Annotated in this window: 21 protein-coding genes and 1 pseudogene; 4 read left to right on the top strand and 18 right to left on the bottom strand. The window is 60.0% G+C overall.

The features are described 5' to 3' along the window. Positions 1 to 25 precede the first annotated feature (25 nt). A complete protein-coding gene (rimK, locus tag ACOQOT_RS14960) occupies positions 26 to 943 on the bottom strand; it encodes a 30S ribosomal protein S6--L-glutamate ligase (RefSeq protein ID WP_420561959.1) in 918 nt (305 codons plus the stop codon). Positions 944 to 1,060: 117 nt separating this feature from the next. Continuing rightward, positions 1,061 to 1,423 (bottom strand): annotated as a pseudogene (locus tag ACOQOT_RS14955) (ATP-dependent zinc protease); the annotation flags it as partial. 240 nt (positions 1,424 to 1,663) lie between these two features. Here ACOQOT_RS14955 and ACOQOT_RS14950 point away from each other — a divergent pair. Continuing rightward, positions 1,664 to 2,089, top strand: a complete 426-nt coding sequence (locus ACOQOT_RS14950; protein ID WP_420559990.1) for a group III truncated hemoglobin — start codon at positions 1,664 to 1,666, stop codon at positions 2,087 to 2,089. A gap of 78 nt (positions 2,090 to 2,167) precedes the next feature. On the opposite strand, the gene ACOQOT_RS14945 is transcribed toward ACOQOT_RS14950, so the two are convergent. From ACOQOT_RS14945 to ACOQOT_RS14900, 10 genes are all read right to left on the bottom strand, one after another. After that, a complete protein-coding gene (locus ACOQOT_RS14945) occupies positions 2,168 to 3,514 on the bottom strand; it encodes a DUF1329 domain-containing protein (RefSeq protein ID WP_420559989.1) in 1,347 nt (448 codons plus the stop codon). Positions 3,515 to 3,860: 346 nt separating this feature from the next. Further along, entirely contained in the window at positions 3,861 to 5,225 is a 1,365-nt protein-coding gene (locus ACOQOT_RS14940; protein ID WP_420559988.1) for a DUF1329 domain-containing protein, read from the bottom strand. A gap of 233 nt (positions 5,226 to 5,458) precedes the next feature. After that, a complete protein-coding gene (locus tag ACOQOT_RS14935; RefSeq protein WP_420559987.1) occupies positions 5,459 to 6,103 on the bottom strand; it encodes a TetR/AcrR family transcriptional regulator in 645 nt (214 codons plus the stop codon). A 25-nt stretch (positions 6,104 to 6,128) separates the two neighbouring features. Further along, positions 6,129 to 6,614: a phasin family protein gene (locus ACOQOT_RS14930; protein ID WP_420559986.1), complete on the bottom strand. Its 486-nt coding sequence runs from the start codon at positions 6,612 to 6,614 to the stop codon at positions 6,129 to 6,131. Between the two features lie 31 nt (positions 6,615 to 6,645). Further along, complete coding sequence (locus ACOQOT_RS14925) at positions 6,646 to 7,503, bottom strand: alpha/beta fold hydrolase (protein WP_420559985.1); 858 nt, start codon at positions 7,501 to 7,503, stop codon at positions 6,646 to 6,648. A gap of 14 nt (positions 7,504 to 7,517) precedes the next feature. Next, positions 7,518 to 9,197 (bottom strand): alpha/beta fold hydrolase, encoded by a 1,680-nt coding sequence (locus ACOQOT_RS14920; RefSeq protein WP_420559984.1) that lies wholly within the window; start codon positions 9,195 to 9,197, stop codon positions 7,518 to 7,520. Between the two features lie 224 nt (positions 9,198 to 9,421). Further along, positions 9,422 to 9,913, bottom strand: a complete 492-nt coding sequence (locus tag ACOQOT_RS14915) for a hypothetical protein (RefSeq protein ID WP_420559983.1) — start codon at positions 9,911 to 9,913, stop codon at positions 9,422 to 9,424. Between the two features lie 153 nt (positions 9,914 to 10,066). Continuing rightward, the gene (gene feoB / locus ACOQOT_RS14910) at positions 10,067 to 11,935 is read right to left on the bottom strand and encodes a ferrous iron transport protein B (RefSeq protein WP_420559982.1); all 1,869 of its coding nucleotides are present in this window, start codon (positions 11,933 to 11,935) and stop codon (positions 10,067 to 10,069) included. Position 11,936: 1 nt separating this feature from the next. After that, positions 11,937 to 12,230, bottom strand: a complete 294-nt coding sequence (locus tag ACOQOT_RS14905) for a FeoA family protein (protein ID WP_420559981.1) — start codon at positions 12,228 to 12,230, stop codon at positions 11,937 to 11,939. Positions 12,231 to 12,409: 179 nt separating this feature from the next. Continuing rightward, complete coding sequence (locus ACOQOT_RS14900) at positions 12,410 to 13,207, bottom strand: cobalamin-binding protein (RefSeq protein WP_420559980.1); 798 nt, start codon at positions 13,205 to 13,207, stop codon at positions 12,410 to 12,412. 223 nt (positions 13,208 to 13,430) lie between these two features. Here ACOQOT_RS14900 and ACOQOT_RS14895 point away from each other — a divergent pair, with 223 nt between their 5' ends. The 3 genes from ACOQOT_RS14895 to ACOQOT_RS14885 all read left to right on the top strand — a co-directional run bounded on the left by ACOQOT_RS14895 (position 13,431) and on the right by ACOQOT_RS14885 (position 16,959). Continuing rightward, positions 13,431 to 14,183, top strand: a complete 753-nt coding sequence (locus ACOQOT_RS14895; protein WP_420559979.1) for a hypothetical protein — start codon at positions 13,431 to 13,433, stop codon at positions 14,181 to 14,183. Between the two features lie 171 nt (positions 14,184 to 14,354). Beyond that, complete coding sequence (locus ACOQOT_RS14890) at positions 14,355 to 16,106, top strand: AMP-binding protein (RefSeq protein ID WP_420559978.1); 1,752 nt, start codon at positions 14,355 to 14,357, stop codon at positions 16,104 to 16,106. 127 nt (positions 16,107 to 16,233) lie between these two features. Next, positions 16,234 to 16,959 carry a MerR family transcriptional regulator gene (locus tag ACOQOT_RS14885; RefSeq protein ID WP_420559977.1) on the top strand — a complete coding sequence of 242 codons (726 nt, stop codon included), beginning with the start codon at positions 16,234 to 16,236 and terminating at the stop codon, positions 16,957 to 16,959. Positions 16,960 to 16,980: 21 nt separating this feature from the next. Here the strand turns inward: ACOQOT_RS14885 and ACOQOT_RS14880 are convergent, their stop codons facing one another. From ACOQOT_RS14880 to ACOQOT_RS14855, 6 genes are all read right to left on the bottom strand, one after another. After that, positions 16,981 to 17,652, bottom strand: coding sequence for a metal-dependent hydrolase (locus ACOQOT_RS14880; protein WP_420559976.1), 672 nt, complete (start codon positions 17,650 to 17,652; stop codon positions 16,981 to 16,983). Positions 17,653 to 17,727: 75 nt separating this feature from the next. After that, complete coding sequence (locus ACOQOT_RS14875; protein ID WP_420559975.1) at positions 17,728 to 18,330, bottom strand: TetR/AcrR family transcriptional regulator; 603 nt, start codon at positions 18,328 to 18,330, stop codon at positions 17,728 to 17,730. A 137-nt stretch (positions 18,331 to 18,467) separates the two neighbouring features. Then, positions 18,468 to 19,556 carry an ABC transporter ATP-binding protein gene (locus ACOQOT_RS14870; protein WP_420559974.1) on the bottom strand — a complete coding sequence of 363 codons (1,089 nt, stop codon included), beginning with the start codon at positions 19,554 to 19,556 and terminating at the stop codon, positions 18,468 to 18,470. Between the two features lie 5 nt (positions 19,557 to 19,561). Continuing rightward, positions 19,562 to 20,419, bottom strand: a complete 858-nt coding sequence (locus tag ACOQOT_RS14865) for an ABC transporter permease (protein ID WP_420559973.1) — start codon at positions 20,417 to 20,419, stop codon at positions 19,562 to 19,564. Continuing rightward, on the bottom strand, positions 20,419 to 21,336 hold the full coding sequence (locus tag ACOQOT_RS14860) for an ABC transporter permease (protein ID WP_420559972.1): 918 nt from the start codon (positions 21,334 to 21,336) through the stop codon (positions 20,419 to 20,421). Before ACOQOT_RS14860 ends, ACOQOT_RS14865 begins: the two co-directional genes overlap by 1 nt. A 116-nt stretch (positions 21,337 to 21,452) precedes the next feature. Next, entirely contained in the window at positions 21,453 to 22,556 is a 1,104-nt protein-coding gene (locus ACOQOT_RS14855) for an ABC transporter substrate-binding protein (RefSeq protein WP_420559971.1), read from the bottom strand. Positions 22,557 to 22,821: the final 265 nt, after the last annotated feature.

Genomic DNA, 22,821 nt, shown 5'->3' with positions numbered 1-22,821 from the left:
TTTGGGTTTTCACCCTAAATATCGATCAGTCTGCTGCGGCCCGCCGGCCGGTGCGCCGGCGCACGATGGGATGGGCCCGCCGCTCGATATGCTGGACGATGAGATCGGCGATGTCCTTGTTGGAGACGGATTCGATCCCCTGCAGGCCGGGGGAGGAATTGACCTCGAGCACTTTCGGGCCCGAGTTGGAGCGCAGGAGATCAACGCCCGCGACCTCAAGGCCGAGGATCTTGGCGGCGCGGATGGCCGCATCGCGCTCCTGCTTGGTGATCCGCACGGAGCGGGCCGAGCCGCCCCGGTGCAAGTTGGAGCGGAAATCACCGGTCTGAGCTTCCCGGCGCATGGAGGCGACGACCTTGCCGTCCACCACCAGGCAGCGGATGTCGACGCCCTCGGCTTCTTTGACGAATTCCTGCACCAGGAAGTTGGCGTTGAGATTGCGGAAAGCGCCGATCACGGATTGAGCAGCCTTTTTCGTTTCGGCCAGAACGACACCGCGTCCTTGCGTGCTTTCCAAGAGCTTGATGATGATGGGTGTCTGGCCGACCAGCTCGATGAGATTGTCCGAATCCTTCGGCGAGGAGGCAAAGGCGGTCGTGGGCATACCGATGCCGTGCTTGGCGAGCAATTGATGCGCCAGCAATTTATCGCGCGAATTGCCGATCGAAGTGGAGGTGTTGACGCAATAGGTGCCGAGCGCTTCGAACTGGCGCACGACCGCCATGCCGTATGAGGTAAGCGAGGCGCCGATGCGCGGGATTACCGCGTCGAAGCGGGGCAGCGGCTTACCGTCGTAATAAACCTCCGGCGAGAACGCGTTGATATTCATGTAGCAGCGGCGCGTGTCGATCAGCTCGACCACATGGTCGCGCGCCGTGGCCGCTTCGATCAGGCGCTGGGTGGAATAGTTTTCCGGCTCGCGCGTCAGAATGGCGATGCGCAGCGAGCGCTGGACTTCCGGCTTTGAGGCTTGCGGTTTGTAAACATCGTAGGAAAGCTCGCCCTGAATGAAGGAACGGCGCGGCTCCACCGCATCTTCCTTCATCAAAGCGTGGCGGCCGATCAGCATGCGGTATTGCATGGATTCGCGGTTGGTGAGCGAGATTTCGATGGGCCATTCGCGCCCGCCGATATTGACCGGCGTTTCGATGATATAGCGCATTTCCGCTTCGCCGTTGGAACTGGTGATTTCCCGCCGGTCGATGACGCGCGCCGAGCAATAAATTTCCACTTCCGGCCGGTTGGGAATGGGATGCAGGCCGAAACGCACCCGGGGCCGGTCGGGGGAGCCGAAGGGTTCGACGGCAAAGGCGTGGAGCGAGGAGGTGCGCGCGCCCGTGTCGATCTTGGCTTTGATGGCTGGCAGGCCGAGGCGAGGCAGGCTTGCCCATTCTTCCCAGCCCAGTGTCAGTTTTTCCGTCATATCCGGCCGATCCTTCAAGGTCCTGTGGCAAGGTTTTTTGGCGTTGCCCGTGCCCCATCTAGCTTAGTTCGCCGCCGGTACAAAGGGGAAAGCAGGGAGGGGGCGAGGATTTCGCTTCACCGTCATAAACGCGGCAGAAAGGGAGACGTTTCGCCGCATTCGCCGGTGTTTTTACCCATTGAAGCCGGGGCTATCGTTATCAGATAATGAGTATCCAAAATACTTCTTAAAGGTGCGCCGATGCGTGTTTCCCCTTCTCCCCAGGCCGGGGCCGTTACCGAGGCCATGATACATGATCTCGTGCATGAATTTTACCGGCGGATCCGGGCGGATGAGGTGCTGGGGCCGATCTTTACGCGCGCCATCGGGCCGGATGAGAACTGGGGGCCGCATCTGGCGAAAATGTGCGACTTCTGGTCATCGGTCATGCTGATGAGCGGGCGCTATCACGGCAAGCCGATGGTGGCGCATATGAAGGTAAAAAGCATCAGGCCCGAGCATTTCGCTCATTGGCTTGCGCTTTTCGAGGAGGCCGCTCACGACGTTGCGGGGCCCGAGGCGGGAGCTGTCTTTACCGAAAAGGCCAAGCGCATCGCTCATAGCCTGCAACTTGGGCTTTTCTTCCGGCCGGAAGAGGCGGATGGCGCAAAGGCCGCAAGAAGCTGAGCATTTGGGATTTACCCAAAAGAAAAGGCCGGTGCGGAATGCACCGGCCTTCCTTTTGCCTCCGGAGAGGCTGGTCGATTAACGCACGCCGAGCTGGCGGATAGCGGCCGGCGTGTACCGGTTCACATCCAGTTCTTCGGCGCCGTAGTTGATCGGCTGACCTTCGTTCTGCAGAGCCAGAGCGAGGTAACGGCCGGCCTGCAGGTCATAGACGATTTCCGCGCCTTTGTTGCAGAGCGGCACGCCGTAGTCCTGACGGCCATGCAGTTCCTGAACGCGCCACAGCTCGCCGCGGCCGTCATAGAGTTCTGCGTTGGTGATCGTCCAGCTGTCTTCGTCCAGATGGGTCACGCGGCGCGAGTAAACGTGGCGCGTGCCGGGGCGAAGATTGGCCTCGATGCTCCAGACCCGGTGCAGCTCATAGCGGACATGGTCCTGGTTGAGGTGCAGGGGCTTCAGGTAGTCGGAGTAGTTGACCAGCGAAGCGTCGTAGGCATTGGCCGCAACGAATTTCTCGGACTTGCCGAGAACCGTCCAGTCATAACGGTCCGGAGCGCCATTGTAGCCGTCAAAGCTGTCCGAGGTGGACAGACCGTCGGAGTTGGTGCCCGGGTTGTCGTAAGCAATGTTCGGGGCACGGCGCACACGGCGCGTACCGGGCGAATACTGCCAGGCTTTGCGGTCTTCAAGGGCACGGTTCAGCGTTTCGTGCACCAGGATCACGCTACCCGCCGAACGGGCCGGAGCCACGGTGTTGGCGATGTAATAGAGCGAGATATTGTCCAGCTCTTCGGCGCGCTTCTTGGCCGGGTCCGACCACTGAATGATCGCCTCGTCCTGCACCGTCTGGAGTTCGTATTCACCCGAACGGGTCACCGGCGCTGCCGTGAACTCACGCGTGAGTTTGAAGGCGCGGTAACGCAGCGTGTGGTTCCAGATGATTTCCAGCGCGTTGTTGGGGATCGGGAAAGGAGACCCCATGATCCCTTCGGACACACCGTTACCGCCCGGGGTCAGTTCGGAAACCTGCGCATTGCGCTTGTTGGCTTCGTAAACGAATTCCGGGAAGGCACAAGAACGGCGGGTCTGATAGACCTTCATCTTGTAGGTCGGGTAGGTCGACAGCATGGCTTTATAGCCTTCCGTCAGCTGCCCGTCATACTGCGCCATGTTGCCAGCGGTGACTTCGAACTGAACCGCATCGCCCTTGAACGGGTTCGGCAGCAGTTTGTCGGCCGAGTATTCGCCCTGGACGCTTGCCGGGACGCTGGACAGGCCGCCGGTCCATGCCGGGATCGCCCCGCCATTACCTGCTTTTTCCGAGCCCATGGGCGTCAGGTCGGCGCCGAGGCGGTTGACCTGAGCCTCGGGCACCTTGGCCAGAGCCGATCCGGCGACCGTGCCGGCGACCAAGGCGGATACCAAGGCTACGCTCTTTCTCATTTTCATTGTTCCCTCCGTGATTATCGCCGCAGACCGAAGGGAAGAGGAGTGTCAGCACACGCTGTTCTTCTGCCCGTTTTATCTGTCTTCTGGCGCGGGCCTCCCCCTTGAATATCCGAGACCCATTTCCACAAGGACGTTACCCTTCTTTCAGAGTTACCTTTCATTAAATGTTTGTAAGGTCCGCGCCGCCGGTTTTCGCCGATCATCTGTCTTAAGATAATTTGCTCTAAGATGATCGGGACTCTCAGTGAATTGAAAGCCTTAGCAAAAAAGCCGGCTCCCCGCAGGGAGCCGGCTTCAAGCCATTGTGAGAAGCTTGTTGTTATTAGCGCACACCGAGGCGGCGAATCGCAGCCGGGGTGTAGCGGTCGACATCCAGTTCGTCGGCCGCATAATTGATCGGCTGGCCTTCGTTCTGCAGCGCCAGAGCGAGGTAACGGCCGGCCTGCAGGTCGTAGACGATCTCCGCGCCCTTGTTGCAGAGCGGCACGGCATAGGATTGGCGGCCATGCAGTTCCTGCACGCGCCACAGCTCGCCGCGGCCGTCGTAAAGCTCGGCGCCTGTCATGGTCCAGCTGTCTTCGTCCAGATGTTTCACCCGGCGCGAATAGACGTGGCGGGTACCTTCTTTCAGCGTCGCCTCGATGGTCCAGACACGGTGGTTCTCGTAGCGCACGTAATCCTGATTGAGATGCAGCGGCTTGATCAGCTGATCGTAGCTCGCAAGCGTCGCATCATAGGAATTCGCGGCAACGAATTTTTCCGACTTGCCGATCACCTTCCAGTTGTATCGATCCGGAGCGCCGTTATAGCCGTCGAAGCTGTCCGAGGTGGAAAGCCCATCGGAATTGGTGCCCGGATTGTCATAGGCGATGTTGGGTGCGCGGCGCACGCGGCGGGTGCCGGGTGAATATTGCCAGGCTTTGCGGTCCTCGATGGCGCGGTTCAGCGTTTCATGCACGAGGATCACGCTGCCGGCGGAACGGGCAGGCGCCACGGTATTGGCGATGTAGTAGAGCGAGATATTGTCCAGCTCTTCAGCCGCGTTCTTCTTCGGGTCGGACCATTGCAAGATGGCTTCGTCCTGCACGGTGATGAGCTCGTACTCGCCCGAACGCGTCACCGGCGCTGCCGTGAATTCACGGGTCAGCTTGAAGCCGCGATAGCGCAGCGTGTGGTTCCAGATCACTTCCAGCGCGTTATTGGGAATGGGGAACGGGAAACCCATGATCCCTTTCGAGACGCCGTTACCGCCTGGCGTCAGGTCCGCGACCTGCGAGTTGCGCTTCGTCGCCTCATAGACGAATTCGGGATACGCGCAGGAGCGGCGGGTCTGATAGACCTTCATCTTGTAATCGGGATAGGTCGTCAGAAGCGCTTTATAGCCTTCCGTCAGCTTATCCGAATACTGGCCCATATTGGCCGGGGTGATTTCGACTTTGGGTTTGTCGCTGGCGAAGGGATTGGGCATCAGTTTGCCGGCTTGATATTCGCCTTTGACACTGTCGGGCACGCTGGTCAGCCCGCCCGTCCAGGCGGGAATGTCCCCGCCATTACCGGCCTTCTCCGCCCCAATCGGCGTCAAATCGTTGCCAAGCCGGTTCGTTTGCGCTTCGGGCACTTTGGCTGCCGCCGTTCCGGCAAGCGAGCCGGCGACAAGCACCGAAGCCAGAGCAATGCTCTTTTTCATGGCTTATTCCTCCAATTTGGTCCCGGTTTCTCCTTTCTCTTTCGCAGTCTGATCCCCCTCAAACCGGGTGGTTGAGTCTTTGCCGACTGCCAGCGCGGCGCAAATGGCGGCGCGCTGCGGGCCGTTCACTCACGAAATTGTGCCCGCTCCTCATACTAACCAGGCAGGCCGCGCGGCTGCATGAAGAGGGGATTAAAACTTCGTAATGTTGAAAAGGAAGGGCAGCCTGCGGCTCAGCGGCGTTTTTTGGCGGCAATATCGGCATAAAAGCCTTCCACCAGTGTGAGGAACACTTCGCGTCCTTCCGGCACATAAGCGCCGATGGTGAGCAGCATCTGAAAGACGCCGCGATGGATGAGGTCCGGTCCGTCTTCTTCCGGATGGCGCACGGCCCGGTCGTTCATCCAGTAAGTCATGAAGAGCGTCAGCCGTTCGGCAAGGTGGACGTGCTCGGCCTCGCCCAAATGAATGAAATCGCGGCCCGCCAGCTCGCGCAGCAAGGCACCGAGCGCGCGTTCCTTCAAGGAGAGAAGATCGCGGAACCTGCGGGCAAGCTGGGGATAACGCTGCAAGAGATCGGAGAGGTTGCGGTAGAAGAAGCGGAAATCGTAGATCTCTTCGAAGACCACATAGAGATAGAGCCAGTTGTCCTCGACCGATAGGGGCTTGGCGACGGGCGCTTCCAGGACGATGTGCATCTCTTCTTCGAACGAATCGAAAAGCGCTTCGATCAACACTTCCTTGCCGCGGAAATGATAATATAGATTGCCGGGGCTGATGCCGACTTCATTGGCGATATCGACGGTGGAAACGGAAGGCTCGCCCTCTTCATTGAAAAGGACGAGCGCCGATTTGAGAATCCGGTCGCGGGTTTTCATGCCGCTTCAGCTTCCCCGCTTCGCATCAGCGTTTCTTCGCGGCGGTTTTCTTCTTCGCCGTGGCTTTCTTGGCGGGCGCTTTTTTCTTCGCGGCAGGTTTTTTTGCTGCTGCTTTTTTCGCTGCCGGCTTTTTTGCGCCCGCTGCGGCCAGCGCATCGAGCTTGGCGGAAAGCGCATCGACCTTTGCGGTCAGCGTATCCACCTTGCGGGCAAGGTCGGGGTCGTTGCCGCTCATGCCGAACATGGCGCGCATCTTTTCAAGGCGTTCTTCGAGGGAGGCGATCGCCTTGTCCGATTGCTGGCTCATGCGCTCGCGCGCAGGGGCCAGTTTCTTTTCCAGCGTTTCGCCGCGATTGACCAGTTCGTCGAAAACTTTGCTGGTTTCCTCGTTCACCCGTGACATCTGTTCCTGGGCTTCATCATATGCCTGGCCGTAAGCGCCGACACCGGCAAGCCAGATGCGGCGGGCAAGTTCGCTGGCGCGGTCCACGGGGGTTTTCTGTCGCGGCATGAAGGCCTCCTTTGAAGATGAATGCGCAGGGTTAGAGCGCAGGCGCCCCAGCCCCTTCGAATTCCTCGGGCGTGTCCAGGAAATCCTGCATCACGGGGATGATTTCATCGGCCCGGCTGACGAGGAAAAGGTGCCCGCCGCCTTTAACGACGTGCAGGCGGGACTGAGGAATAAGCGTCTTGAGAATATGCCCGTTGGCGAGCGGCACGATATTGTCCCTGTCGCCCATCATGATCAGTGTCGGATGCGGCAGGAAGGGCAGGAACGGCACGGAGGTCCAGCCCGCCATGGCAAGAAGCTGGAACATGTAGCCGCGCGCGGTGGGCGGCAAAATGCTGATCGCGTGCGTTTCGGCCATGTTGGGATCATCGCCGTAAAGCTGCTCGAAATTGCGCATCAAATAGGCAGGATCGAGATAGCGGCGCGGATGGGCAAGCTTGGAAAGCGCTTTGGGTTTGCCCGGCACCATCACCATGCCCGCGGATGTTGCCGCCAGCATCAGCTTGCCGACACGGGCGCGGTACTGCATGGCAAATTGCTGCGCCATTGCCCCGCCCCAGGAAACGCCGAGCACGTCCACTTCGTCATAGCCATATTCATCGAGCACCTTGCGGGCGAGCCGCGCGGCCTGCCAGGCCCGGTAAGGCCAGCGCGGGGCCGGCGATTTGCCGATGCCGGGCATGTCGAAGGTGATGACGTCGCGGTCGGTAAAGGCCTCGCCCAAAGGCGCTGCCAGTTCCAGATTGGCGCCGATGCCGTTGAAGAAGAGAATTGGCCGGGCCCGCCCCGATCCTTCCCAGATCGCCACGCGCAGTTTTTGTCCGCCGATGGTCGGATAGCGCATCTTCGGCAGATGCGGCGTATGAGACGGGGTTTTGCCTACCGGCATATACTCATCCTTTTCTATTCGAACACATAGCTGCCGGGCGCTGCCTCGATCGGGGGATATTTACGGTTCCCCAGTTTCTTGGGCGCGGGCTTGGGGGCGCCGGAGCGTTCGGAAAGCCAAACCGCCCATTCGTCCCACCAGGAGCCTTTCTTCTCGCTTGCGCCTGCTAGCCATTCTTCCGGATTGTCCGGATTCTGTTCGTTCCAATAAAACTTCGCCTTCGGATTCAGCGGCGGGTTGAGAAGCGCCTGAATATGTCCGCCTGCGGACAGAACGAACTTCACATTGCCGCCCATCAGATGGGTCGTGCGGTAACAGGCTTTCCAGGGGGTGATGTGATCGGTCATGCCGGCAACGATGAAGGTGTCGGCTTTGACTTTGCGCAGATCGATCTTGTTCCCCATGAAATCAACCGTTCCCTGATTCGCAAAAGGCTGTCTTTCATATAGTGCCAGATAGTCCGAATGCAGCGCAGCGGTAAGATTGGTAGAATCGTTGTTCCAGAACAAAATATTGAACGCGGGCGGGTCTTCGCCGAGCAGATAATTGTTGACCACGTAGTTCCAGACGAGGTCGTTGGGGCGCAGCCAGGCGAACATGCGCGCCAGATCGCTGCCCTCCAGAACGCCTTTTTTGGCCGAGCGTTTGCGCGCCAGTTCCAGCCCGCGTTTGTTGACGAGCGAGCCCATTTCGCTGTCCGTGCGGCGCGGATCGAGGACGCAGACCTGCAGGGTCACGGTGTTCACGCGCTCGTCATTTTCCGCGGCAAGGTTTGAGAGCAATGTCGAAACCGTGATGCCGCCGGAGCAGGCGCCGGTGACGTTGAGTTTCTTCTGGCCGGTGATTTTCATCGCGACGTCGGAAAGCTCCGTCACGGTGCGGATGTAATCGGCCAAGCCCCAATGAGCGTGTTCCTTCGTCGGATTGCGCCAGGAAATGATGAAGACCTGATGGCCGAGCTGGGTGAGGTAATTCACCAGCGAGAGTTCCGGGCACAGATCGGAGACATAGAATTTGTTGATCTGGGGCGGCACCATGAAGACCGGGATTTCATAAACTTCCGGCGTCTGTGGCTTATATTGAATGAGCTCGGCCATTTCCGTGCGGTAGACGACGGCGCCTTCGCTCAAGGCAAGGTTCTCGCCCACTTTGAAGGGGCGTTTGTCGACCTGAGAGGGCATGCCGCCATTATGGACGATGTCGCCATAGGCGTTTTTCAGGCCTTTGACGAGGGAAAGCCCGCCCGTTTCGTAGGCGCGTTTGAGGGCGGCCGGATTGCCGATCAGCGAGTTGGTGGGGGAGAGGGCATCGGTGATCATATTGAGCACGATCTGGGCGCGGGCGCGCTCAAGCTCGGCAAGCTCCAGATCGTCCACCCAATTGTTGAGGCCTTTTTGCAGCGCCATCCAGCTTTGCATGCCGGCGCGGTAGACCGGGTTGAAGGCCCAGGTCGGGTCCTTGAAGCGCTTGTCCTTCGGCTCCGGGCCGAGCTCGGATTTCCCGCGCACGATATCGACGACATCTTTGCCGAACGTGCCGGCATGGCGGGCGAAATTTATCGGGTGGCGGGCCGTTTCCTTCAGCACGGTGCCGATGGCCGCCAGCAGCTCTTCGCGCGGCAGGCCCACCAGCGGGCTCATGGCAATGGTGTTCTCGTCGGCCTTCTTGCCAAGGTTATGATCCGTGTTCGCCATAGATTATCCCTCCTCACTTGCGCCGGTATTCCGGTCGCTGGCCGCCGGGGCGGCGCTCCTCCGGGATTAAGTAGAACGCATAATCGCCAGTAAATAGAAGTGAAAAACACGCGAGGACCTGTAAGGGCCCTGGTAACTTAAGGTGCAGTGCACAATAAACGGCTTAAAAAAAGGCCCCGGACTTTGTAAGGCCGGGGCCAGTTTCAGCTTGCGTCAGGGAGGACTCACGCAGCCTTTTTAGCGGTGCGCGGCTTGGCGGCAGCTTTGGGAGCGGCCGGCTTCGCAGCCGTTTTGGCGGCGGCCTTCTTGGCGTTCAGCGCGTTGACTTTGCGGGTCAGGGCATCGACTTCCGCTTCCAGTTCCTTGATCCGGGCATTGGCCGGGAAGACATTGGCAGGAAGCTGGGGAACCGGCAGCGCGTCGCGCAGCTTGGCGATGCGTTCTTCCACTGTGGACTGCACCTGGGTGCGGGCGGCTTTCAGGTTGTCCGCTGCTTCCTTCTGGGCGCGGGTCAGCGTGGAGCGGGTTTCTTTTTCCACTTCCTCGCCTTTGGCCACGAAACCGCTGATGAGGGTCTGGGCACGTTCGCGGGGCTGTTCGGCGCGCTTCAGCGCTTCGTCATAAAGGCGGCCGTAGAAGCCGAGGCTTGCCAGCCACAGCGTGCGGGCGGCGGGAAGGGTTGCGAAAAGTTCGCGGGTTTCGGTTTTCTTCGCCATGGTCACTCTCCTGTCCATTGGGGGAAAGGGCCGGGGCCCTCGGGCCCCGCCTGGCGCACCAGGTTGGGGGGGCGCCCTTTCCGTTGGCCGCAGGTTTAGGACAGGAAGTCTAGAAAGCGCATACTAATCCCGTAAGCGCTTGATTTTTATGGCTTATCCGATGATCGCGGTGGCGGTCCAATAGGTGATGCCTGCCGCCAGATAGGCAATGGCGGTCAGATAGCCGGCCATGAAGAACATCCAGCCCCAGGAGTTCGTCTCGCGCTTGGCGACGGCGAGGGTGGCGAGGCATTGCGGCGCATAGACGTACCAGGCCATGACGGCAAGGGCGGTGGGCAGCGACCAGGCGTTTTGCAGGCGGGAGACGAGGCTCGTGGCGATCTGGTCTTCACTGCCCGAGAGCGCGTAGACCGTGCCGAGCGCGCCGACAAAGACTTCCCGCGCGGCCATGCCGGGTACGAGCGAGATTGCGATCTCCCAGGTAAAGCCGATGGGCGCGAAGAGAATTTCCAGCACCCGGCCGATCTGCCCGGCATAGGAATAATAGATATCCGGCAAGGCGGCATCGGCAGGCGCGGCGGGGTAGGAAGCCAGCACCCAGAGCACGATCATGGTGGTCAGGATGAATTTACCCGCCCGCGCCATGAAGATTTTCACGCGCTCGTAAAGGCCGAGTACCAGGTCGCGCAGATTGGGGAGCTGATATTTCGGCAGTTCCATGAGCAGCGACTGGGAGGCGCCTTTCGTGACGGTGCGCTTCAGGACACCGGCAACGATGAGCGCGCTGACGATGCCCGCCAGATAAAGCGCGAAAAGCACGACCCCTTGCAGATTGAAGATGCCGCCCACGGCCTGGTTGGGGATGAAAGCGGCGATGAGCAGCGTATAGACCGGTATGCGCGCCGAACAGGTCATGAGCGGGGCGATCATGATGGTGGTCAGGCGGTCGCGCGGATTGTCGATGGTGCGTGTTGCCATGATGCCGGGAATGGCGCAGGCAAAGCTGGAAAGCAGCGGAATGAAGGCGCGGCCATTGAGCCCGACACTTGCCATGATCCGGTCCATCAGGAAGGCGCCGCGGGCCATATAGCCCGAGGCTTCCAGCGCCAGAATGAAAGCAAAGAGAATAAGGATCTGCGGCAGGAAGACGACGACCGAGCCAACGCCCGCGATCACCCCGTCGACAAGCAGGCTGCGCAAGGCATTGTCCGGCAGGCTGGCGGTGAGCCAGTCGGACAATGCGCCGATGCCCATATCGATCCATTCCATCGGCGTTTCGGCCCAGGCGAAGACGGCCTGGAACATGACGAAAAGCATGGCAAAGAGAATGATGGGGCCGGCGATCTTATGCAGGAACACCGCATCGAGACGGCGCGTCATCAAATGCTCGATGCCTTCGGAGCGCGTGGCCACTTTGGCGATGCGGCCGGCTTCTTTTTGCAGAGATTTCAGGTCCTGCGGCTGCCAGGCGGGAGCGGGGCCCGTCTTGGCGGCTTCCTCGACGAGGTCATTGAGGTGGTTCGACAGCTCGACGCTGAGTTCCTTCACGCCCGAGCGGCGCACGGCGACGGTCGGAATGACGGGAATGCCGAGCGCGCTTTCCAGTGCCTCTACATCGATATCGATCTTATCGCGGGTGGCCAGGTCGATCATGTTGAGGGCAATCAGCATGGGCCGGCCGAGCTGTTTCAACTCAAGAACGAGACGCAGATGGAGTTTCAGGTTCGTGGCATCGACCACGCATAAAATGACATCCGGCAGAGGCTCGCTGTCGCGCTGACCCAGCACCACTTCGCGGGTGACGACCTGATCGGGGCTGGTCGCGGAGAGTGAATAGGTGCCCGGCAGATCGACGACATTCACTTCCAGCCCGTGCTGCGTTTGAAAGCGCCCGGCGCGGCGCTCCACGGTTGTGCCCGGATAGTTGCCGGTCTTCTGGCGGCTGCCGGTCAGAGCATTGAAAAGAGCGGATTTGCCGGCATTCGGATTGCCGACCAGCGCGAGACGCAGAGCCGAGTTCATATTAGTTTCCGTTCAGGCGTTCGATGATGATGGTGCCGGCATCGGCGCGGCGCAGGGCGATGATGGTGCGGTCGACTTTCACCGACATGGGATCGCCGCCAAAAGGCGAGCGGTGCAGGGCCTCGATTTCCGCCCCTTCCATAATGCCAAGCTCGAGCAGGCGGGCGGCCAGGCTCTCATCATTTTCAGCGCCCCCCGCTGCATGGCTGGCAATGCTGGCAATGCGGCCCTTTTCGCCGTAGCGCATCTCGGCGAGCGTGACATGACCTTCCGGGGTGGTCGAGGTGTCCGACATGGTTCACACATCCCTTGGCGCCGCAGCCCTTCGAGCTGCCGCGTTGTTGTTTGCACCATTAATATTGCTACTCACTCTCACTATGCAAGGAAAGTCCGCGTGAGCGAACAATGAGCCGGTGCGGCGAAAGCGCCCGGCTGCCGTCAGAAGGCCCTCAAATTGTTCTCTCAGGCCGCTCCTCAGGCTGCTTGGGCGGCGGCCCAGTCATGGATAATGCCCGCAAGCGCTTCAAGGCCATCGGTGAGTGCGGCGGGGCCGGGCTGCAGGATGATGGTGGATTTGACTTCATGGAGGGCGCCCGTCCGCACTGCTGTCAAGGCTTCATAGCCGGGTCTGGCGCGCACCGCCTCGGGCTGAAACTTCTTGCCGCACCAGGAGCCGATAAAAATATCCGGGTCGGCGGCAAGGAGATCGGCATGGGTGATGATGCGGTTTGAAGCGGAAGGCTCTTTAACGAGTTGGGGGAAACATTCCTCGCCCCCTGCAATGCCGATCAGCTCCGACACCCAGCCGATGCCGGTGATCATGGGCTCGTCCCATTCCTCGAAATAGACTTTCGGGCGGCGGGGAAGTTTTGCGGAAGCGGCGCGAACCTCGGCAAGCCGCGTCTCAAGGCGCGTGCAGAGCGCTTCGGCTTTTTCCGGCTCGCCGATCAGGCCGCCCAGCATACGCAGCATGTCGAAGATGCCGGCAATGTCGCGCTGATTGAATGCATGGACGGCAATGCCCGCTTTCACGAGATCGGCGACGATCTCCGCCTGCAAATCGGAGAAGGTGAGTACGAGATCGGGTTCAAGTTCCAGTATCTTGTCGATCTTGGCGGAGGTGAAAGCGGCGACGCGCGGCTTTTCCCGGCGCACTTGCGGCGGGCGCACGGCATAGCCCGAGACGCCGACAATGCGCGCGTCCTCGCCCATCAGATAAAGCGCTTCGACGGTTTCCTCGGTCAGGCAGACGATACGCCGGGGCGGATACATGAGCGGAGTGTCCTTTATTTATATGCGGGCTTTTATGCGGGCGGGCCAGCATACGCAGGACGTGCGCGAAGGCCAATGCGCGGCCGGTTCCGACCGGCAATCTTTCTTCGCCGCAGCCGCACTTGCTCTTTACCTGATGCGCTGTTACGCCCATCCTGTCAGGCGCGGCACTGGCTTGATTTGCAGCACGTTATCAGCGGCTCTATGGGAGGCTCGCCACATTATGGGCGCCAAGAAGAAGCATTATCAGACGATCTATGAGAATTTTGGCGCGCCGATTTCCAAAGCGCATGATTGCGGCAAATATTGCGCGCCGCTGAATGGCGGCCAGCCCGTGTGCTGCGATCACGAGCACGCCATTCCCGCCGCCTCGCCGCCCGAATGGAAGGTGATGAAGAAGCGCACCGATATGTGGAAGCGCTACAAGCCCAAAGACGCGCATGCGAAAAAGGAAGTGGCGGAGATAGAAGAGACTTGCGTCGCCATCGTGTGCAACGGCGCGAAATATTGCGAGCGCGACAATCGCCTGCTCGCCTGCCGGGCTTTTCCCTTCTATCCCTATTTCACCAAGGACGGGGAGTTTGCAGGGCTTGCCTATTACTGGACCTTCGAGGACCGCTGCTGGGTCATCTCCAATATCGAGGCGGTGGACAAGACCTATGTGAAGGAGTTTATCGAGGCTTACGACACGCTCACCGATGTGGACGAGGGCGAGTATCTCGCCTTTCATGAACAGTCGGCCACTATGCGCCGGGTCTTTTCACGCCGGAACGCGCCCATTCCGCTGATCGGGCTGGAGGGGGAATATCTGCAGGTGCTGCCTAAATCCGGCGGCAAGATAGTGCCCGCCGATCCCAAAAAATACCCGAAATTCGGCCCTTACCGCTCACGCAAGGCCTACAAAAAGGCTGCGAAAGAGGCTGAGGAAATGTACGGGCCTTCCGAATGGGGCGAGATGCCGCCATTTCCCACCTAAAGCCCCCCGGGGCGGGCTGGGAGGCAAGGCGCGGCCAAAAAACGCATGGTTTTTCACCGATTTTGACCCGTTTGGGCTTGGCCTCGGCGGGCTTTCGATGTGTAATCCGGCCAAACCGAGCCGGATAAACCGGCCTATACCAATAATCAAACTGTTGCAGGGAGTTTCCCCATGAGTGAAACGGCCGCCAATTCCGCGCCGTGGCCTGCCATGTCGATTGCCGATGCCCACGCGCTGCTGACCGGCGAGGGCTCGCCGCTTGAGATGGAAGAAAAAGAGATCCGCGGCGTGAAGATGCGGGTCTGGAAAAATGCGCCCAAAAGCCTGCGTGAAGTGCTCGAAGTGAGCCGCGGGCACGGCAATCTGGATTTTCTCGTCTATGAAGGCGAGCGCGTCACCTTCGAAGCGCATTACCGGGCGGTGGCCAAGCTCGCCCAGGCGCTGCAGAACAAATACGGCATCGAAAAAGGCGACCGCGTCGCCATCGCCATGCGCAATTATCCTGAGTGGGTGATCGCGTTCTGGGCGGCCGCTGCTGTCGGCGCCATCGTCGTCCCGCTCAATTCCTGGTGGACCGGCGAAGAGCTGGAATACGGTCTGTCCGATTCCGGCGCCAAGCTGGCGGTGGTCGACGGTGAGCGGCTGGAAAGCATCAAGCCGCATCTGAAGAACCTCGATCTCGGCGGGCTTCTGGTGGTGCGCGGCGTCGGCGATCTGGCCGGCGGCGATGATTGGGAAGAAGTGGTTGCGCCTTACGGGGCTTACGCCGATCTGCCCGACACGAAAATGCCCGATGTCGAGCTTGAGCCGGAAGACAATGCGACGATCTTCTATACATCCGGCACCACCGGCAAACCGAAGGGCGCGCTCGGCACGCACCGCAATATTTGCGGCAACCTGCTTTCGCTTGCGATCGGCACCGCGCGCTCGATGATGCGCCGGGGCGAGATCCCGCAGCCGCCGGACCCGGATGGCCCGAAGCCCTCGACGCTGATCTCCGTGCCGCTTTTTCATGCCACGGGCTGCCACGCCATTTTGTGCGGCACGACCTTCGGCGGCGGCAAGCTGGTGATGATGTATAAATGGGATCCGCTGAAAGCCATGCAGCTGATCCAGGAAGAAAAGATCAAAGCGTTCGGCGGCGTGCCGGCCATGGTCTGGCAGGTGCTCGAGCATCCGCATTTCAAGGACTACGATCTTTCGTCCGTGGAAAGCATCTCCTATGGCGGCGCGCCTTCTGCGCCCGAGCTTGTCACCCGCATCAAGGAAGAGTTTCCCCAGGTGCAGCCCGGTAATGGCTACGGGCTCACCGAAACCTCTTCCGTGACGAGCCAGAACTCGGCGGAAGATTACGTCAACCGGCCGAACAGCGCCGGGCCTGCCATTCCCGTGTGCGACATCAAGGTCGTGGATGCGGAAGGCAAGGAGCTTGGCCCCAATGAAGTGGGCGAGCTTTGGATCAAGGGTCCGAATGTCGTCAGCGGCTATTGGAACAAGCCCGAGGCGACGGCTGAATCCATTACCGATGGCTGGCTGCATACGGGCGATCTGGTGCGGGTGGATGAGGAAGGTTTCATCTTCATTCTCGACCGCGCCAAGGACATGCTGATCCGCGGCGGCGAGAACGTTTATTGCGTGGAAGTGGAAGACGCCCTTTATGCGCATGAAGACGTGATGGACGCTGCTGTGGTGGGCATTCCCCACAAGGTGCTGGGCGAAGAGGTCGGCGCGATCGTGCAGATCAAGCCGGGCGCCAAGGTGACGGAAGAAAAGCTGCGCGCCTTTGTGGGCGAGCATATTGCCGCCTTCAAGGTGCCGGTGAAGATCGAGCTGCGCACCGAGCCCCTGCCGCGCAATGCCAATGGCAAGATCCTCAAGCGTCAGCTTAAGGACGAGTTCCTGCAAAGCCTCGGCGTCGCTTAAGGTATTTTGCAAAAGACGAGCAGCCCCGTCCGGCCCGCCGGGCGGGGCTCTTTTTTGACCGGCCTATCGGCCTTTGCGCCAAAATCGCCTAAACTGGGCCGGTTCTTCTGAAAAGGTATGCGTAACGATGAAGATGAAGGAGCTGGAGCAGGCAGCGGGTGTGGGCCGGGAGACGATCCGCTTCTATATCCGCGAGGGGCTTTTGCCGGAACCGGAGCGCCCGAAGCGCAATGTCGCGCGCTACGGCACCGAACATGTGGAACGGCTGAAGCTCATCAAACAGCTCCAGCAGGAACGCTTTCTGCCGCTCTCCGTCATCAAGCATGTCATCCATGCCCAGGAACAGCGCCGGGGCGGGCAGGTGGAGCCCTTGATCGGGCTGGAAGAAGCGCTTTACCCGCTCCTCTCCGATCCGGAAGGCTTGAAGGAACGCCCGCTTTCGGAAGTCTCCGCGAGCCTTAACGTGCCGGATGCCGATATCGAGGAATATATCGATATGGGGCTCATTCATGTCGAGATGCGCGAGGGGGTGCGCTGGATCGATCACCGCAATGCGCGGCTTCTGCAGCTTTGGGACGAAGTGCGCGCGGCCGGTTATACGGACGATATCAGTTACGGCGCGCGCAGCTGGCAGCGCTATGCCGAGTTCATCAAGTTTCTGGTCGATGATGAAGTGGCGACCTTCTACCACAATCTCGGTGACCGTTACGACCAGAAAGACGCCGCCCGCCTTGCCGCCGCTGGCATCCGCCTCATCAACGAAATCCTGCCGCTAATGCGTACCGATGCGATTTTGCGCGAGGTGCGCGCGATTTCCGAACGCGGGAGCCTGGAGCCGGACGAGCAGGAGTAAACCTGCCCGCCCGGATGCGCGTCAGACCGGAACGGCTTTCTTCCCGCGCGGGCTGCGCCCGAAAAGCCAGATCAGGCTGAGAAAGATGACGATCTGCCCCAGCACGAAATAGGGAAAGATGGCCGGGTTCTCCGCGAGCAGGTTTTCCGATCCCTCAAGGCTCGGAAAGTAAGAGGTGATCGAGATGAGATTGCCGATCACGATGAGCGCAAAGAGCTTCCAATTGCCTTGTGCGATCCACCAGCAAAAAAGCGCATAAGCGATTTCGACGGCAAAGGCCCATTGCGGGTGAGAACCGTAAAGGCCGGTGCCGAGCATCGGCCCGTCAATGAGCGGGGCGAGCGCCATGTCGGGCGCATGGGTGGCAAGGTCGAGCAGCGTGTGGGAGAAGACGCCGAGCGCCAGCGCCAGGCCGATGCGCGGGTTCTTCGTGAAATAAAGCGCGGCGGCATAAAAGAGCCCGGCAAAGAAGAACCCCGCCAGCACCGAATGCGACCAGGGCATGTGCACGAGATGCATGTCCATCACGCTGTTGAAAGGCACAGCGATTTCCGTGCGTTCGATGCCGGCAATGTTGAAGCCGACAAAGGCGATCTCCACAGCTTCGGTGGAAACGAGAAGCCAGCCGAGATTGGCTTCTGGAAAAGCCTTTTTCAGCACGATGGCGGTGATGCCGTGTCCGATTGCATTCATGGGTTCCTCCTGCGGTGTTGGTGAGCAAATGCTAACTCATGGACCAAATAAAAAGAGACGCGAGGGATACGAGGCTCAGCTCAAGGAGCGAAGCAAGAGTTTCGATAAAGGCTTTGTCCATTTACCGGCGGGCCGGGCCAGCCCACCCAGATAAATCATGCGGGAGAACTGCGCGAGTGTGCCGGCGACAAGGACGATGAGCAGTTCTTCCTCGTGTTCGGTCGTGACCGCGCCTTCCTTGCGTCCTGCCGCCAGGATTTCCCGGTAACGGGTAATGAGCGTGCGCTTTTTTTGGGCCGCGGGCATTTGCGGCCAGAAGGCGGCGAGGTTCTCGTTCACATAAATCGAGGCTTCCGGGCATTTATCGAGGAGCCCGGTATAGGCTGCGATGAGTTTTTCAAAGCGTTCGGCGAAAGGTCCATCCGTATCGGCTAGGGTGCGGTCGAGCCAGGCGCTCATTTCCCCGTAGCAGCGCTCGAAAAGCGCGAAGGCGAGCTCTTCCTTGCTGGCGAAATGCTTGTAAAGGGCGGGGTTCGAATAGCCCGCCTTTTCCGCCACATCGCGGATGCTGGTACCTTCGATGCCGCGTTCCACGAACAGATCGAGAGCCGCCAGCATGATCGCCTTTTTGGCGGGCGGGTCCTGAATTTCGATTAAAAAGCTTGGCGCGTTCGGCACGGGTTTCTCCTTGGGATAAGCGAGAGTTAGCAAATGCTAACTCGCCTGTCAAGAAAAACCAGCAGGCGCGCCGGGCGAGAAAAAACCGGAAAGCGGAACTTTCCGGTTTCAAGCTGCAGGTATTTGTGTGCTTCGGTTTACGAGGTCAGAACCAGCGTGTCTTCGGCTCGCCAGCTCACCCAGAGATTTTCGCCGTTTTGGAAGCCGAGTCCTGTGCTGCGTTCGGCATTGGTGATGTCGGCCAGGACGGGTTCCTTCGCACCGATATCGACAAAGACTTTCGAGTAGCCGCCATAATAGGCGATGTCGGTGACGGGGCCTTGGGCGGCAAGCAGATTGCCGCTCGGCTTTTCCCGGCTGACGCGGACTTTTTCAGGGCGCACGCCGAGCGAGACGGCGCCATTGGCGTCGCCGCCGAATTCGGCTTTCCCCAGAACCGGCGTGTCCACCAGCGTCTTGCCGTTGCCGTTTGCTTTCGCCTGGCCGTCGAAGAGATTGATCTTGCCGATGAAGTCGGCGACGAAGCGGCAATTCGGGCTTTCGTAAAGCTCGGCGGGGCCGGCGATCTGCCTGACGACGCCGTGTTCCATCACCGCGATGCGGTTGGCCATGGAAAGCGCTTCGTCCTGATCGTGGGTCACGATGACGAAGGTAATGCCCACGGTTTTTTGCAGGCGCACGAGCTCGATCTGCATGGCCTCGCGCAGTTTCGCATCGAGTGCGGAAAGCGGTTCGTCGAGCAGCAGCACGCTCGGGCGTTTGATCAGCGCGCGGGCAAGGGCGACACGCTGGCGCTGGCCGCCGGAAAGCTCATCCGGCATGCGCCCGCCCAAATGGCCGAGCTTGACGAGATCGAGCGCTTCCTGCACGCGCTCGGCGATTTCCTTTTTCGGGCGGCCTTCGATTTTCAGCCCGTAGCCGACATTCTGCGCGACGCTCATATGTGGGAAAACCGCATAGGACTGGAAGACCATGTTGACGGGGCGCTTGTTGGGCTGCACGTCGGCCATGTTCTGTCCGTCGATCAGGAGCTGGCCGCTGGTCGGAATTTCAAAGCCCGCCATCATGCGCAGCAAGGTGGTCTTGCCGCAGCCGGAGGGGCCGAGCAGCGCGAAGAACTCGCCCCGGTCTACATTGAGCGAGACATTGTCCACGGCCTGCACGCCGCCGGGATAGGTCTTGCAGATATTTTCGATGCGAATAATCGGGTCTTGCATGTCTGCCATAATCGTCACGCTTGCATGTTCATATTGTTGCGGTTCTGGAGCCGGAGCGCGATGGCGGTGAGCACCAGCGTCAGACCGATGAGGATGGTCGAGGCGGCGTTCACTTCCGGCGTCACGGAGAACCGGACCATGGAATAGACCTTCACCGGGAAGGTGACCGTATTGGGGCCGGCGGTGAAGAAAGTAATCACGAAATCGTCGAGCGAGAGCGTGAAGGACAAGAGCGCGCCGGCGATCAGCCCCGGCTTCATATGGGGCACCACGATGTCCCAGAAGACGCGCGCTTCGGAGGCCCCGAGATCACGGGCGCTTTCGGCAAGCTCTCTGTTGAACGTTTCCAGCCGCGCGCGGATGACGATCGCGGCGAAGGGGAAGGAAAAGGCGATATGGGCGATGGTGATCTGCGAGAGCGAGAGAGGCCAGGGCAGATCGGATGGCCAGCCGATGCGCGCGAAGAAGGCCATCATCGCGACGCCCATGCAGATTTCCGGGATCACGATGGGCAGCGCCACGGCGCCCTCGTAAGCCGCTTTGAAAGGAAAGCGGAAGCGCCAGAGCACATAGGCGGCAAGCGCGGCCAGGATCACGGAGACGATGGTGGTGAAGAAGGCGATGGTGAGCGAGTTCGTGAACGCTTCGATCAGCTCGTCGTTTTCCAGCGCCTTTTCGTAATATTTCAGCGTGAAGCCGCGCCAGACGATGTTGCGCCGGCTGTCATTGAAGGAAAAGGCGATCAGCGTCGAAATCGGCCCATAAAGAAAGATCAGCGTGCCGGCCATGATCAGCCGCAGCCAGAGCTTGCGGTAATAATCGAGCGGGCCGACGGGTTCGCGCCGGGCGCGCAGGCGGGAGAGCAAAGCCATTAGCGGGCCCCCCTTTCTTCATTGCGCGACATGAGCGCGCGTACGGCAAGGCCGAAGAAGGTTGCATACATGAGGATGAAGGAGAGCGCCGAGCCGAAGGGCCAATGGTTGGCCGACTTGAACTGGCGCTCGATCACATTGGCGATCATCTGGCTGTCCGGCCCGCCGAGGAGGTCCGGCGTCAGGAAGGAGCCGAGTGTCGGAATGAACGTGATGACGATGCCGCTGGCAATCCCAGGCAGGGCAAGCGGCACGACCACGGACCAGAAAGTGCGGATGTGCCCGGCGCCGAGATCGAGGCTCGCCTCGATATAGGAGCGGTCCAGCCGGTCGAGCGCGGCATAAAGCGGCAGCACCATGAAGGGCAGGCCCACATAGACAAGGCCGATGACCACGGCGGTGTTGTTATAGAGCATTTCGAGCGGTTCGAAGCGCTCGCCCAGAAGGCTGAAGCTGCCGAGCCCGATCAGCGTCAGAAAGGAATTGGCGTGATCCCACATCCATTCCAGCGCGAAATTGACATGGCCGCGCGTGCGCAGAACCGCGATCAGCGCGTATGTGCGGATCAGAAGGTTCGTCCAAAAAGGCAGGATGACGAGCAGCAAGAGCCACATGCGCATTTTGGGCGGCGCGAAGACGATGCCGATGGCGACCGGAAAGCCCACAAGCAGGCAGATGAAGGTCGTGATCGTCGCCATCCAGAGCGATTTTGCGAAAATGCCGAGATAAAGCGGTTCGAGCGCCCGGGCATAGTTCTCGAACGTCCAGACGAGATCGATGTCGATGATGCCGGATTTTTCGCCGAAGCTGAACGCCCAGATCAGGGACAGGGGAACGAAGAAAAAGGCCAGTAGCCAAAGAGTGGGCGGAAGAAAGCCCGCCCAGAAAGCGCCTGCGGATTTACGCCAATGTTCCATTCTCGCCCTTTGCCCCGGCGTGCTTGACTGAAATAGGGCGCCCACAGAGCGCCGCTAAAAAGGTTTAGAACGAAAGCGGGGCGGATGATTTCCATCCGCCCCGTTTTGCTGCCGTCTTAGGCTGCAAAGATACGCGTGCAGGCTTCTTCAAGCTGCCCGACGACATCCTCGCCGAGATATTTCGCCGTCTGCGCTTTTGCAAGCGCTTCTTCCGGCGGGAAGATGGCGGGATTGTCTTTGTAAGCCGGGTCCATACCTTCCACCGCGGTCTGGTTCGGCGAAGCGTACTGGATGAAGTCGGCAATGAGCCGGTTCACTTCTGGCTCATAGATGTAGTTGATGAAGGCATGCGCGTTTTCAGGATGCGGCGCGTCCTTCGGAATGGCCAGCGCATCTTCCCACAGGAGCCCGCCTTCTGTGGGCAGCACATAGCCGATATCGTCGTCTTCGGCCATGACCTGCGAAATATCGCCGTTCCATTCCATCACGATGTCGCATTCGCCGGAGGCGAGCAGGTCCTGACCGTTGTCTTCGGCGAAGGACTTGATATGCGGCTTCTGCTTGATCAGCAGTTCCTCGGCGGCTTTGAAATGCGCCGGGTCGGTGGTGTTGATGTCGTGGCCGAGATACTGCATGGCCATCTGCATCAGCGTGCCGCATTCGCCCATAAGCGCGATCTTGCCGGCATACTTGTCCGAATCCATCAGCCACTTCCAGCTATCCGGCACGCCGTCCATGCGCGACTTGCGGTAGCCGATGCCGATCGTGCCCCACATGTAAGGGAGCGAATATTTCCGGCCCGGGTCGAAGGACACGTCCTCGCCCAGGAAGCGCGGGAAGAGATGCTTGATGTTCGGAATCTTCGAATGATCGATTTCTTCCAGCATGCCGGCTTCGGACATGCGCGCGACATAGTCGTTCGAGGGCACGATCACGTCGTAGCCCGGGTTGCCTTCGCGCAGCTTGGCGAAAAGTTCCGTATTGTCGGCGAAAAGGTCCATCGTGACTTCGATGCCGGTGGCTTCCTTGAAGTCATCAAGGGTGGTTTCCCCAATATACGTATCCCAGTTGTAGAAATTCAGCTTCTTCTCTTCCGCTGCGGCGAATTTCGGCATGGCCGTGATGGTCACCCCCACAGCCGCTGCGCCGGTCACGAACTGACGGCGCGAAAGCGCCTTCAGCAGACCCGACATGCCTCTGTTGCCATTATTGCGCGTCATAATCCCAATCCTCCGAATTTGCCTGGCTGACCCCCGCCCGCCATAGAAAAAGGCGGGAATTCAACAAGTCTTTCTCTCTTTTTGATTGGGTGCAAGGGGGATGATTGAGCCTGGTTCATGAAAATGTTGATAAAAATGAACAAGTGGCGGGACCCGTGTCCCTGCAGGCACATCGATTGCGTGGGGCGCGCTTCACGGCCAAGTGAGCGGGTTTCCGGTGTCCGGTGCCGGGCAAATGGTTGCGCTTTAGCCAGGCGGCGCCAAT

The organism is Tepidicaulis sp. (genome assembly GCF_965222285.1).
Classification (GTDB): domain Bacteria; phylum Pseudomonadota; class Alphaproteobacteria; order Parvibaculales; family Parvibaculaceae; genus Tepidicaulis.
The sequence above is the reverse complement of the archived record's forward strand: the minus strand, read 5'-3'. Positions and strand labels throughout refer to the sequence as shown.

What these genes read in the sequence shown, in the direction of transcription:
- ACOQOT_RS14950 (WP_420559990.1), top strand. Translation starts at nt 1,664, where the DNA reads ATGCGTGTTTCCCCTTCTCCCCAGGCCGGGGCCGTTACCGAGGCCATG.
- ACOQOT_RS14940 (WP_420559988.1), bottom strand. Translation starts at nt 5,225, where the DNA reads ATGAAAAAGAGCATTGCTCTGGCTTCGGTGCTTGTCGCCGGCTCGCTT.
- ACOQOT_RS14935 (WP_420559987.1), bottom strand. Translation starts at nt 6,103, where the DNA reads ATGAAAACCCGCGACCGGATTCTCAAATCGGCGCTCGTCCTTTTCAAT.
- ACOQOT_RS14930 (WP_420559986.1), bottom strand. Translation starts at nt 6,614, where the DNA reads ATGCCGCGACAGAAAACCCCCGTGGACCGCGCCAGCGAACTTGCCCGC.
- ACOQOT_RS14925 (WP_420559985.1), bottom strand. Translation starts at nt 7,503, where the DNA reads ATGCCGGTAGGCAAAACCCCGTCTCATACGCCGCATCTGCCGAAGATG.
- ACOQOT_RS14920 (WP_420559984.1), bottom strand. Translation starts at nt 9,197, where the DNA reads ATGGCGAACACGGATCATAACCTTGGCAAGAAGGCCGACGAGAACACC.
- ACOQOT_RS14915 (WP_420559983.1), bottom strand. Translation starts at nt 9,913, where the DNA reads ATGGCGAAGAAAACCGAAACCCGCGAACTTTTCGCAACCCTTCCCGCC.
- feoB (WP_420559982.1), bottom strand. Translation starts at nt 11,935, where the DNA reads ATGAACTCGGCTCTGCGTCTCGCGCTGGTCGGCAATCCGAATGCCGGC.
- ACOQOT_RS14905 (WP_420559981.1), bottom strand. Translation starts at nt 12,230, where the DNA reads ATGTCGGACACCTCGACCACCCCGGAAGGTCATGTCACGCTCGCCGAG.
- ACOQOT_RS14900 (WP_420559980.1), bottom strand. Translation starts at nt 13,207, where the DNA reads ATGTATCCGCCCCGGCGTATCGTCTGCCTGACCGAGGAAACCGTCGAA.
- ACOQOT_RS14895 (WP_420559979.1), top strand. Translation starts at nt 13,431, where the DNA reads ATGGGCGCCAAGAAGAAGCATTATCAGACGATCTATGAGAATTTTGGC.
- ACOQOT_RS14890 (WP_420559978.1), top strand. Translation starts at nt 14,355, where the DNA reads ATGAGTGAAACGGCCGCCAATTCCGCGCCGTGGCCTGCCATGTCGATT.
- ACOQOT_RS14885 (WP_420559977.1), top strand. Translation starts at nt 16,234, where the DNA reads ATGAAGATGAAGGAGCTGGAGCAGGCAGCGGGTGTGGGCCGGGAGACG.
- ACOQOT_RS14880 (WP_420559976.1), bottom strand. Translation starts at nt 17,652, where the DNA reads ATGAATGCAATCGGACACGGCATCACCGCCATCGTGCTGAAAAAGGCT.
- ACOQOT_RS14870 (WP_420559974.1), bottom strand. Translation starts at nt 19,556, where the DNA reads ATGGCAGACATGCAAGACCCGATTATTCGCATCGAAAATATCTGCAAG.
- ACOQOT_RS14865 (WP_420559973.1), bottom strand. Translation starts at nt 20,419, where the DNA reads ATGGCTTTGCTCTCCCGCCTGCGCGCCCGGCGCGAACCCGTCGGCCCG.
- ACOQOT_RS14860 (WP_420559972.1), bottom strand. Translation starts at nt 21,336, where the DNA reads ATGGAACATTGGCGTAAATCCGCAGGCGCTTTCTGGGCGGGCTTTCTT.
- ACOQOT_RS14855 (WP_420559971.1), bottom strand. Translation starts at nt 22,556, where the DNA reads ATGACGCGCAATAATGGCAACAGAGGCATGTCGGGTCTGCTGAAGGCG.